This window comes from Cryptosporangium japonicum, assembly GCF_039524755.1.
GTDB classification, from domain to species: domain Bacteria; phylum Actinomycetota; class Actinomycetes; order Mycobacteriales; family Cryptosporangiaceae; genus Cryptosporangium; species Cryptosporangium japonicum.
Map to the genome: position 1 here is coordinate 1 of NZ_BAAAGX010000042.1, position 11,047 is coordinate 11,047.

The window sequence follows — 11,047 nt, forward strand, 5'->3', positions numbered from 1 at the left end:
GGCGGAGGCAACAGCGCCGGAGGCGGCGGAGGCAACAGAAGCGCGGGTGGTGGAAGCGCGGAAGCAGGGGAAGTGGAGGCGGCGATGGCGGTGAGGGCTCAGCGACTTGGTTAGGCGGGCTCGGTTACAGCCAACGCACCCTGATCAGCTTGCGAGGGCTGGGCGAGGGTTTGCGTCCTCCTCGAGGGCGCCGGCTCGGTTGAGGACCTCGGCCGCCCAGCGCCAGCGCTTGCAGGGCCAGGGCGGCGCCGAGGGGCCCACCGCGCAGGTGAGGTACGTGCACTCGCCCCGATGATCGGGCCGGTGCAGCTCCCGGAAGAGCCGCGCCGTCTCGATCTGCTCATCGGTCGGATTCTCGGGCAGAGAAAAGCCAGCACTATCCATGCCGCCGATCATACGACAGGTCATACCCACGTGTCGACGAGATGTCGTAGAAACGACTGCCGATACCGTCCGCCGCATGATCGATCCGCACGGCGACCGGGCCGTCTACCGTCAGCTGGCCGATCAGCTGCGCGCGGACATCAACAGCGGCGAGTACGGGCCGGGGGCCGCGATCCCGTCCGAAGCCACGTTGATGCAGCGCTACGGCGTCGCCCGCAACACCGTGCGGCTGGCGATGGTGATGCTCCGCGAGGAGGGCCTGGTGGTCACCCACCACGGCCGCGGTACGTTCGTCCGCGAATCGCTCCCGATCCGCACGATCTCCTCCGACCGGTACCGGGCGGCGCTGGCGTCACCGGAGCTCGGCGAGTACCGCACCGAGGTCACCCACCAGGAAGTCCCGGCCACCGCCCAGGTCGCGGCCCTGCTCGGCGTCGCAGTCGGCACGCCGGTGCTGGAGCGGCGGATTCTCTTCCTCGACGGCAGCCTGCCGCAGCAGTTGAGCACCTCGTACATCCCGGCGGAGCTGGTGGCCGGCACGCCGGTGGCCGATCCGCAGCGCGAGCCGTGGGCCGGCGGCACGATCGGCGCGCTGGCCGGCATCGACGTGCGGGTCACGTCGGTGCGCGAGGTGGTCCGCGCCCGGATGCCGCTGCCCGACGAGACGCGTTCGCTCGCGGTCGCGGTCGGCACGCCGATGCTCACGGTCACCCGCACGATGTTCGCGGGCGACCGGCCGGTCGAGGCCGCGGTGGACATCGTCGTGCCTGGTGACCGGGGCGAGTTGGAGTACCGAATCGACCTCGACGGTTGAATTTCCGGCGAACGGGCAGTGTCGCTGGCATGACCGCCGATCAGCTCACCGACCGGGACCTGGGTGACCCTCCGCGCAACGAGTCGGAGGCCCAGCGGCTCGACCGCAACCTGAACGAACTGCTGCAGGAACTGCGGGTGGCGCAGACCGGCGTGCAGATCCTGTTCGCGTTCTTACTCACGCTGGCGTTCCAGCAGCGTTTCACCGAGGTCGACGCGTTCGGCCGATCGGTCTACATCGGCGCACTCGGCTGCGCCTTACTCTCCAGCGGTTTCCTGATCGCGCCGGTCGGCTACCACCGGCTCGTGTTCCGGCGCGCGATGAAGGGTGAGGTCGTCCGCACCGCGAACGTGTTCGCGCTGATCGGGCTGGCGTTCCTGTCCGTCGCGCTGGGCGGCGCGCTGACCGTCATCCTCGACGTGATGTTCAGCAAGGAGACCGCGATGGTCGGCGGGGTCGTCGCCCTGGTGTTCCTGGCCATCCTGTGGTTCGCGGTCCCGTGGATCCGGGTGCGCGCCAAACGCGGCGACTCGGGCGCCGAAGGCCACTAGTCCTCGGGCGGAGTCTCGATCTCGCCGCGTTCGTCGGCGGCTAAGACGGCCACGGCCCAGCGGTGGCGGGCGCACGGCCACAGCGCGGGTGTGTAGTGCGTGGCGCTGGCGCAGTACGAGCGATCGTGGGCGTCCGGCGCCGAGGGCTGGTGCATCGTCAGCAGCCGGTGTGCAGTTTCGACGTCCTCCTGCACCAGTGGCCGGTGGTAATGCACTACCCCTCCCCTTCGCACGCGATCTCGCGGACCATGACACATTTCCACGTCCATTGAGAACGCATTCGTCGCCGCCGTCCACCCTTTGGGGTCAGATTCTGACGGATCGGTGGGCTGCCTCGCGTCCGCTGTGTCCCAAGCGTCCCTCCTCGTAAATCAACGAACGCCGGTCACCTCCCGACGGAGGCGACCGGCGTTCGGCGGACGGTCAGGACCGGCGCAGCTTGATCCGCGTCCGGTACTGCGCGGCCAGCACCAGGAACAGCGCCAGGAAGAACATGATCGAGCCGATCACGTTGATCTGCGGCGGCACCCCACGCTGGTTGGCTCCGAACACGAACATCGGGAACGTCACGAGGTTGCCCGAGTTGAAGTTCGTGACGATGAAGTCGTCGAAGCTCAACGAGAACGACAGCAGCGCGGCCGCGACGATGCCCGGCAGCACCAGCGGCAGCGTCACCCGCCGGAACACCTGGTACGGCGTCGCGTAGAGGTCGGCCGCGGCCTGTTCCAGCCGCGGGTCCATGCCCTGCAACCGCGCCTTCACGGTGACGACGACGAAGCTCATGCAGAACAGCACGTGCGAGATGAACAGCGTGGTGAACCCGCGGTCGACGCCGCCCTGCACGAACAGCGCGAGCAGCGAGGAGCCCATGACCACCTCGGGGGTGGCCATCGGGAGGAACACCAGCAGGTTCGTCGGCTGGCGTCCACGGAAGCGGTGACGGACCAGCGCGAACGCCAGCAGCGTCCCGAGCACGACGGCGCCGAGCGTCGCGACCAGCGCGAGCCGGATCGAGAGCCAGAGGCTGTCGCACATGCCGCCGATGCCGCAGACGTCGGTCCACGCGTCGAGCGAGAACTCGTGCCAGGCGAAGTTGAAGCGCCCGGCCGGCTTGTTGAACGAGAAGACGAACACGACCAGGACGGGCAGCAGCAGGTAGCCCAGCGCGGCGAGCCCGGCGAACGTCACCAGGTGCTCGCGCACCCAGCTCAGCGCGGCCGAGCCCCGGGACCGCGGCGGTGCGGCGCGGTGGCCGCCCCGGTTCTGCGTGAGGGTCGCCATCAGACCAGCTCCTCCGTCCCGGCCCGGCGCACGTAGACGAGCACCATGGAGATGATCACGACCATCAGGATCACCGAGAGCGCGGCCGCGCCCGGGTAGTCCAGCGAAACCAGGAACTTGCTCTGGACGACGTTGCCGATCATCGACGTCTGCGGTGTTCCGAGGAACTCCACGTTGACGTAGTCGCCGGCCGCCGGGATGAACGTCAGCAGCGTTCCGCCGACCACGCCCGGCAGCGACAGCGGGAACGTCACCTTGCGGAACGTCGTGAACGAGTTCGCGTAGAGGTCACCGGCCGCCTCGAGCAACCGGCCGTCGAGGCGCTCCAGGCTGGTGTAGAGCGGGAGCGTCATGAACGGCAGGAAGTTGTAGGTCAGACCACAGACCACCGCGATCGGCGTGGCGAGCAGCCGGTCGTCGGTGAAGCTGAGCAGGCCGACCGCACGCAGCACGTCGGCGACCCAGCCCTCGTCGGCCAGGATGATCTTCCAGGCCAGCGTCCGCACCAGGAAGCTGGTGAAGAACGGCGCGACGACCAGGATCAGCAGCACGTTGCGCCAGCGCCCGGCCTTGAACGCGATCGTGTACGCCAGCGGGTACGCGATGATCAGCGCGGCGAGCGTCGCCAGGCCGGCGTAGACCAGCGAGCGCAGGAACTGGGGCGCGTAGTCGCTGATCACCTGGCCGTAGATGCCGAAGTTCCAGGTCAGCGAGTAGCCGAGCTCGAGCGAGCCCTCCTGGAGCGACTGGCTGATCAGCGTGATCGTCGGGACGACGAAGAACACGGCCAGCCAGAGCAGCCCCGGCAGCACCAGCAGGTACGCCGTCGACTTCTTCGACGTCATGACACGGATCCCGCGGGCACCCCGCCCAGCTCGGGGTCGATGATCTCGCCGGCGTGGATGTCCTGGCTGCCGTCCAGCCCGAACGCGGACGCCGGGTCCCAGTGGATCTGCACCTCGTGGCCCGGCCGCGGGCCGAGGTCGGAGGTGAGGTTCTGCGCGAAGACCGAGAGCGTCTGCCCCCAGCGGGTGCGCACCTGGTACTGCGTGCTCACGCCGATGAAGCTGGAGTCGACGACCTGGACGTCGATGCGGTTGTGCCGGTCGGGCACCGGTGCCCCGTTCGGGCTCAGGTGCAGCTTCTCCGGGCGCACCCCGACGTAGAGCCGGCTCGCGTTGGACGCCGACCGGTTCGCCGGCAGCGCCACCCGGTAGCCGGAGACGTCGAGCAGGAGGTCGCCGCCCGACCGGCCGTTGACCGTGCCGGCGAGCAGGTTGGACTGACCGAGGAAGTTGGCGACGAACACCGTGGCCGGCGTCTCGTAGAGCTCGACCGGGCCGCCGAGCTGCTCGACCCGGCCCTTGTTCATCACCGCGATCGTGTCGGCCATCGACATGGCCTCTTCCTGGTCGTGCGTGACGTGCACGAACGTCGACCGGACGCCGGTCTGGATCTGCTTGAGCTCGAGCTGCATCTGGCGGCGCAGCTTGAGGTCGAGCGCGCCGAGCGGCTCGTCGAGCAGCAGCACCTGCGGGCGGTTGACCAGTGCGCGGGCCAGCGCGACACGCTGCTGCTGGCCACCGGAGAGCTGGGTGGGCTTGCGCTGGGCCAGGTCGCCCAGCTCCACCATCGCCAGCGCCTCGCTGACCTTGTTCCGCACGTCGGACTGGCGGCGCCGGCGCAGGCCGAACGCGACGTTCTCGAAGATCGTCAGGTGCGGGAAGAGCGCGTAGCTCTGGAACACCGTGTTGACCGGCCGCTGGTACGGCTTCTTCGTCGTGATGTCGTCCTGGCCGAGCAGGATCCGGCCCTCGGTGGGCTCCTCGAGCCCGCCGATCATCCGCAGCGTGGTCGTCTTCCCGCAGCCCGACGGGCCGAGCAGCGCGAAGAACGACCCCTCCGGGATCGTCAGCGACAGGTTGTCGACCGCCGTCATCGGCCCGAAGCGCTTCGAGACCTCGAGCAGCCGGAGGTCCCGCCCCGTCCCCGGCGCGGTCACGCTCCGATGACCTTCGCGAACTTGTCCGCGAACGAACGCTCGGTGGCGTCGTCCAACGCCTTGAACGTGTGCAGTTTGGACAGCGTGGCTTCGGTCGGGAAGATCAGCTCGTTCTTCGCCAGCTCGGGCTGGGTCTGCTCGACGATCTCCTTCGCGCCGACGACCGGGCAGATGTAGTTGACGTAAGCGGCGAGCTCGGCCGCGACCTTGGGGTCGTAGTAGTAGTTCATCAGCAGCTCGGCGTTCTTCTTGTGAGCCGCTTTGTTCGGGATCATCATGTTGTCGTTCGCCCTGGTCGCACCGGCGTCGGGCGTCACGAACTTGATCTTCGGGTTGTCGGCCTGGAGCTGGACGATGTCGCCCGACCACGCGACGCAGGCCGCGACGTTCCCGGCCGCCAGGTCCTGGGTGTAGTCGTTACCGGTGAAGCGGCGGATCTGGCCGCTCTTCACGGCGGCTTCCAGCGTCGCCAGCGCCTCGTCGAACTGGGCCTCGGTGACCGACGCCGGGTCGGCCCCGTTCTCCAGCAGGATCAGCCCCATCGTGTCGCGCATCTCGGTGAGCGCGGTGACCTTGCCCTTGAGCTCGGGCTTGGTGAGCAGCTCGGTGATCGAGTTGACCGGCGCCGTGACGTCGGTGTTGTACGCGATGCCGGCCATGACGCCGGCCCAGGGCAGCGAGTACTCGCGGGCGGAGTCGAACTCGACCTCGGTGAGCGAGGGCTGGATGTTCTTCTTGTTCGGGACGTTCGCGGCGTCCATCTTCTGGACCCACTTGAGCCGGATGAGGCGGGCGGCCATCCAGTCGGTGAGCACCATGACGTCGCGCTTGATGTCGTTGCCGGCCGCGAGGTCGGCGCGGACCTTCCCGAAGAACTGGTCGTTGTCGTTGATGTCCTCGACGTAGTTGACCTTGATGCCGGTCTGCTTGGTGAACGCGTCGAGGGTCGGGTGGACCTTCTCGTCGTTCTCCGCGACGTCGATGTACAGCGGCCAGTTGGAGAAGTTGACGATCTTGTCCTTGTCGGACAGGTCGGCGGCGGCGGCCTGGTCGGCCTCGGTCTTCTGGGCACCCTTCGTGCCGCACGCCGCGAGCAGCGGTCCGCCGGCAGCCAGTAAGCCGGCGGCACCGGCGCTACGGAGCACCGACCGACGCGACAGCAGCTGGCGCAGCGACCGCATTACGTCCGGGTCGACATCCGTCATCGGAGCTGCTCCTTCAGATACTTCTGGGGCCGCCGGTAGCGGACCGTGATTAGTTGAGTGTGCCGGGTTAATGCTGCCGCTAACGGTGCGGCTGTGGCCAGCGGGTCGGAAAATTACGCATCCCGGAACACGGTCCGGTGCCACGGTTTGGCCGCTTTTGCCGTCAAGTCGTACATGACGTGCTTGACGGCGGTGTATTCCTCGAACGAATACGTCGACATGTCCTTACCGAAGCCGGACGCTTTGACGCCGCCGTGCGGCATCTCGCTGATGATCGGGATGTGGTCGTTGACCCAGACGCAGCCGGAGCGGATCGCGCGGGTCGCGTGCAGGGCACGGTGGACATCCCGGGTCCAGACCGAAGCGGCCAGACCGTAGGGCGTGTCGTTGGCAAGCGCGATCGCCTCGTCCAGGTCGGAGTCGTCTCCACCCTGGTGGGCCGAACCACCCCCGAACGGCACGGCGACCAGAACCGGACCGAAAATCTCCTTCTGAACTATCTCCGAGTCTTGCTCGACATCGACGATCAGCGTCGGCGCATAGTACGAACCTCTGATCAGATCGTCGGTCTTCGGGATCTCACCGCCGACGACGACGCGCGCGCCGTATCCGCGGGCCCGGTCGACGAAGCCCGCGACCCGCTCCTGCTGGGCGCGGTGGATGAGCGGACCCTGGTCGGTCGCGGGGTCGAGCGGCGCGCCCAGCCGGACCGCGGACATCAGCGCGGCGACCCGGTCGACGAACTCGGCGAAGCGGGAGCGGTGGACGTACGCGCGGGTGGCGGCGGTGCAGTCCTGGCCGGTGTTGATCAGCGCGCCGGCCACGGCACCGTGCGCGGCGGCCTCGAGGTCGGCGTCGTCGAGCACGACGAACGGCGCCTTGCCGCCGAGCTCGAGGTGGATGCGCTTGGGCCCCGCGCTCGCCAGCTCCATCACCCGGCGGCCGACCGCCGACGAGCCGGTGAACGACACCATGCTCACGTCCGTGTGGGAGATGAGCGCCTCGCCCGCCTCCCGCCCGACCCCCGTGATCACGTTGACGACCCCCGCCGGTGCACCCGCCTCGGTGGCCAGTTCCGCGAGGCGCAGTGACGTCAGCGGCGTGTTCTCGGCCGGCTTGAGGACGATCGTGTTGCCGGCGGCGATGGCGGGCAGGATCTTCCAGGCCGCCATCTGCAGCGGGTAGTTCCACGGGGCGATCGAGCCGACGACGCCGATCGGTTCCCGGCGCACCATCGAGGTGTGGTCGGGCGAGTACTCGGCGGCGGCCTTGCCGGCCAGTTCGCGGGCGGCGCCGGCGAAGAACGCGGTGTTGTCGACAGTGCCCGGCACGTCAAACTCGGTCGAGAGCCGGATCGGCTTGCCGGTCTGCCTGCTCTCGAGCTCGGCGATCTCGGCGGCTTCGGCGTCCAGCAGGGTGGCCAGCTTGGTGAGCACGGCCGACCGCTCGCCGGGGGTGGCCCGCGACCACTCCTCGAACGCGACCCCGGCCGCCGCGACGGCCCGATCGACGTCGTCGGCGTTCGCGAGCTCCACCGACTCGACGGTCTCCCCCGTGGCGGGGTCGATCACGTCGTAGGGGGTTCCGCTCGAACCGCGTGCCCGTTTCCCGGCGATGTACTGGTGCACCCGTTAGACCGTCCTCTTCTCGCGCCGCGAGATTACAACCGATCCAGGCCCTGGAAACGGTCGGATGGGCTGAGAATGACAGGCACGGCCGTAATCGGGCAAGGAATCCGTGAAACAATACGGTCTCAGATGATGAATCCGTTGTGGAACCTCGGAAACGTCTTGGTAACCGGGGTTCACGAAGGTCCGTTTTAGGGGTATCCGCATGGCCGAATCAGCTCTCAGCCTCTGGCTCGACGGGCGGACGCCCGCACCGGCGGACCGCCGGGCCGGGTTGGCGGGCGATCTGGACGTCGACGTCGTGATCGTCGGCGCCGGCTTCACCGGCCTGTGGACGGCCTACTACCTGGCCGCCGCCGATCCCGCGCTGCGCATCGCGGTGTTGGAGGCCGAGTTCGCCGGATTCGGCGCCTCCGGACGCAACGGCGGTTGGTGCTCGGCGCTGTTCCCGGCGTCCACCGCGCGGGTCGCCCGCGACCACGGCCGGGACGCGGCGATCGCGCTGCGCCGCGCGCTGTTCGACACGGTCGACGAGGTGGGGCGCGTCGCCGTGGCCGAGAACCTGGACATCGACTGGGCCAAGGGCGGCACGCTGACGCTCGCGGCCGGCGCGGCCCAGGAGTCCCGGCTGCGTGCGGAACTCGAGGACGAGCGGCAGTGGGGCTTCGGTGACGCCGACTACCGCTGGCTGAACGCCGACGAGGCGCGGGCGCGGGTGGAGGTCGCGACCGACGTCCGCGGCGCGCTGTACACGCCGCACTGCGCGGCGATCCATCCGGCGAAGCTCGCCCGGGGGCTGGCCGCGCTCGTCGTCGCCCGGGGCGTGCAGCTGTTCGAGGGCACCCGGGTCACCCGCCTGGAGGCGCGGCGTGCGGTGACGGACGCCGGCACGGTCACGGCCGACGTGGTGATCCGGGCGACCGAGGGTTACACGCCGTCGTTGCCGGGCCACCGGCGCGCGGTGGCGCCGCTGTACTCGCTGATGATCGCCACCGAGCCGCTGCCGGCCTGGTTCTTCGACAGCGTCGGCTGGCGGTCGCGCGAGACCCTCACCGACGGCAGGCACCTGATCATCTACGCGCAGCGCACCGCCGACGACCGGATCGCGCTGGGCGGGCGGGGCGCGCCGTACCCGTACGGGTCTCGCCTGCGGCCCGAGGCCGAGCGGGACCAGGAGGTCTTCTCGGCGCTGCACCGGACGCTGCTGGAGATGTTCCCGGGGGCCAGCGGGGCCTCGATCACCCATACCTGGGGCGGGCCGCTCGGGGTGCCGCGTGACTGGCACGCGTCGGTGGGGCTCGACCGTTCCACCGGCATCGGCTGGGCCGGCGGGTACGTCGGGGACGGCGTCGCGACGACGAACCTCGCCGGGCGCACGCTCACCGACCTGGTGCTCCAGCGGGACACCGACCTGACCCGCCTGCCCTGGGTGGGCCACCGGTCACCCCGCTGGGAACCGGAGCCACTCCGCTGGCTCGGCATGAGCGGCGGCCTGTGGGCCATGACCAGTGCGGACCGCGTCGAGGCCCGCACCGGCCAACCCGCCCGCCGAGCGTCGCTCATGCAAGGGCTGTTAGGCGGTTAAGGCGGCGCAGCCGCCGTTGTAGTGACCTGGAGCCCGCCCAGGGCAACGCTGCCAGTCGAGCGCGAATCCGCCGCGTATAGCTGATACTCAAGGGTTCGCGCTCGCCTGGCAGCGTTGTTCTGGGCGGGCCGCCCCCTAGCCTTCGATGTTGGACATGACGTGCTTGACGCGGGTGTAGTCCTCGAGGCCGTACATGGAGAGGTCCTTGCCGTAGCCGGAGTGTTTGAAGCCCCCGTGCGGCATCTCGGCGACCAGCGGGATGTGCGTGTTGATCCACACGCACCCGAAGTCGAGCTTCTTGGCCATCCGCATCGCCCGGCCGTGGTCCTTCGTCCAGACGCTGCTGGCCAGCCCGTACTTGACGCCGTTGGCCCAGCGCAGCGCCTCGGCCTCGTCGGAGAACTTCTGCACGGTGATGACCGGACCGAACACCTCGTTCTGCACGATCTCGTCGTCCTGGTTGAGGCCGGACACGACGGTGGGCGCGTAGAAGAAGCCGCGGTCACCGACGCGGGCGCCGCCGGCGTCGAGCGACGCGTGGTCGGGCAGCCGGTCGATGAAGCCGGTGACCTTCTCCAGCTGCGCGGCGGAGTTCACCGGCCCGTAGAGCGCGTCTTCGTTCGACGGCGCGCCGGTGACCGTGCCCCGCGCCTGCTCGGCGAGCGCGGCGACGAAGTCGTTGTGCAGGTGCGGCGCGACGAGCACCCGGGTGGCCGCGGTGCAGTCCTGCCCGGCGTTGAAGTACCCGGCGACCGCGATCGCCTCGGCCGCCGCCTCGAGGTCGGCGTCGTCGAACACGATGACCGGCGCTTTGCCGCCCAGCTCGAGGTGGACCCGCTTGAGGTCCTTGGCCGCGCTCCCCGCGACCTCCATGCCGGCACGCACGCTTCCGGTGATCGAGACCATGTCGACGTCCGGGTGGTCGACGAGCGCGCGGCCGGTGTCGCGGTCGCCGGTGATCACGTTGAACACACCCTCGGGCAGGAACTCGGCCGCGATCTCGGCCAGCAGCAGCGTCGACGCCGGCGTGGTGTCCGACGGCTTCAGCACCACGGTGTTGCCCGCCGCGATCGCCGGCGCGAACTTCCACACGGCCATCATCATCGGGTAGTTCCACGGCGCGACCTGCCCGCAGACGCCGACCGGCTCACGACGGATGAACGAGGTGTGCCCGGCCATGTACTCACCGGCCGACTTGCCCTCCAGCACCCGCGCCGCCCCGGCGAAGAACCGGATCTGGTCGACCATCGGCGGGATTTCTTCCTCGGCCGTCAACTGGAGCGGCTTGCCGGTGTTCTCCGACTCGACCTTCACCAGTTCGTCGGCGCGCGCCTCGATCGCGTCGGCGATCTTCAGCAGGGCCTTCTGCCGTTCGCTGGGGGTCGAGTCGCGCCACGACTCGAACGCGGCCCGCGCGGTCTTGACGGCCGTGTCCACGTCCGCCGCACCGGAGAGCGGGGCGCTCGTGTACACCTCGCCCGTGCTCGGGTCCACCACGTCCGTCGTCCGTCCGTCGGTGGCGGCCGTCTGCTTGCCACCGACGAAGTTCTGCAGCGTCATCGTCTCTCCGTAAGTTCGACTGAGCATGCACCTCCTA

General features: G+C 69.3%; 10 protein-coding genes. 3 read left to right on the forward strand and 7 right to left on the reverse strand.

Annotated elements, in window-relative coordinates; translation table 11 throughout:
* Nucleotides 1–460: 460 nt before the first annotated feature.
* Both ABD437_RS39225 and ABD437_RS39230 read left to right on the forward strand, forming a co-directional pair.
* A complete protein-coding gene (locus ABD437_RS39225; protein ID WP_344654068.1) occupies nucleotides 461–1,198 on the forward strand; it encodes a GntR family transcriptional regulator in 738 nt (245 codons plus the stop codon).
* 29 nt (nucleotides 1,199–1,227) lie between these two features.
* Entirely contained in the window at nucleotides 1,228–1,749 is a 522-nt protein-coding gene (locus ABD437_RS39230) for a DUF6328 family protein (protein ID WP_344654069.1), read from the forward strand.
* Here ABD437_RS39230 and ABD437_RS39235 read toward each other — a convergent pair.
* The 6 genes from ABD437_RS39235 to ABD437_RS39260 all read right to left on the reverse strand — a co-directional run bounded on the left by ABD437_RS39235 (nucleotide 1,746) and on the right by ABD437_RS39260 (nucleotide 7,865).
* Nucleotides 1,746–1,964, reverse strand: a complete 219-nt coding sequence (locus tag ABD437_RS39235) for a hypothetical protein (RefSeq protein WP_035857093.1) — start codon at nucleotides 1,962–1,964, stop codon at nucleotides 1,746–1,748. The two genes, ABD437_RS39230 and ABD437_RS39235, sit on opposite strands and share 4 nt — an antisense overlap.
* 208 nt (nucleotides 1,965–2,172) lie before the next feature.
* Nucleotides 2,173–3,030 carry an ABC transporter permease gene (locus ABD437_RS39240; protein ID WP_425558349.1) on the reverse strand — a complete coding sequence of 286 codons (858 nt, stop codon included), beginning with the start codon at nucleotides 3,028–3,030 and terminating at the stop codon, nucleotides 2,173–2,175.
* Nucleotides 3,030–3,875, reverse strand: coding sequence for an ABC transporter permease (locus ABD437_RS39245; RefSeq protein ID WP_344654070.1), 846 nt, complete (start codon nucleotides 3,873–3,875; stop codon nucleotides 3,030–3,032). The genes ABD437_RS39240 and ABD437_RS39245 overlap by 1 nt, the downstream gene beginning before the upstream one ends.
* Nucleotides 3,872–5,032, reverse strand: coding sequence for an ABC transporter ATP-binding protein (locus ABD437_RS39250; RefSeq protein ID WP_344654071.1), 1,161 nt, complete (start codon nucleotides 5,030–5,032; stop codon nucleotides 3,872–3,874). Before ABD437_RS39250 ends, ABD437_RS39245 begins: the two co-directional genes overlap by 4 nt.
* On the reverse strand, nucleotides 5,029–6,213 hold the full coding sequence (locus ABD437_RS39255) for a polyamine ABC transporter substrate-binding protein (RefSeq protein WP_425558355.1): 1,185 nt from the start codon (nucleotides 6,211–6,213) through the stop codon (nucleotides 5,029–5,031). The genes ABD437_RS39250 and ABD437_RS39255 overlap by 4 nt, the downstream gene beginning before the upstream one ends.
* A gap of 137 nt (nucleotides 6,214–6,350) precedes the next feature.
* Complete coding sequence (locus tag ABD437_RS39260; protein WP_344654073.1) at nucleotides 6,351–7,865, reverse strand: gamma-aminobutyraldehyde dehydrogenase; 1,515 nt, start codon at nucleotides 7,863–7,865, stop codon at nucleotides 6,351–6,353.
* 205 nt (nucleotides 7,866–8,070) lie between these two features.
* Between ABD437_RS39260 and ABD437_RS39265 the strand changes: the two genes are divergently transcribed.
* On the forward strand, nucleotides 8,071–9,450 hold the full coding sequence (locus tag ABD437_RS39265) for an NAD(P)/FAD-dependent oxidoreductase (protein ID WP_344654074.1): 1,380 nt from the start codon (nucleotides 8,071–8,073) through the stop codon (nucleotides 9,448–9,450).
* A gap of 135 nt (nucleotides 9,451–9,585) precedes the next feature.
* Here the strand turns inward: ABD437_RS39265 and ABD437_RS39270 are convergent, their stop codons facing one another.
* Complete coding sequence (locus ABD437_RS39270; RefSeq protein WP_344654075.1) at nucleotides 9,586–11,010, reverse strand: gamma-aminobutyraldehyde dehydrogenase; 1,425 nt, start codon at nucleotides 11,008–11,010, stop codon at nucleotides 9,586–9,588.
* Nucleotides 11,011–11,047: the final 37 nt, after the last annotated feature.

Coding starts and splice junctions, on each gene's coding strand:
- ABD437_RS39255 (WP_425558355.1), bottom strand. CDS start 6,213: ATGCGGTCGCTGCGCCAGCTGCTGTCGCGTCGGTCGGTGCTCCGTAGC.
- ABD437_RS39270 (WP_344654075.1), bottom strand. CDS start 11,010: ATGACGCTGCAGAACTTCGTCGGTGGCAAGCAGACGGCCGCCACCGAC.
- ABD437_RS39265 (WP_344654074.1), top strand. CDS start 8,071: ATGGCCGAATCAGCTCTCAGCCTCTGGCTCGACGGGCGGACGCCCGCA.
- ABD437_RS39245 (WP_344654070.1), bottom strand. CDS start 3,875: ATGACGTCGAAGAAGTCGACGGCGTACCTGCTGGTGCTGCCGGGGCTG.
- ABD437_RS39240 (WP_425558349.1), bottom strand. CDS start 3,030: ATGGCGACCCTCACGCAGAACCGGGGCGGCCACCGCGCCGCACCGCCG.
- ABD437_RS39230 (WP_344654069.1), top strand. CDS start 1,228: ATGACCGCCGATCAGCTCACCGACCGGGACCTGGGTGACCCTCCGCGC.
- ABD437_RS39225 (WP_344654068.1), top strand. CDS start 461: ATGATCGATCCGCACGGCGACCGGGCCGTCTACCGTCAGCTGGCCGAT.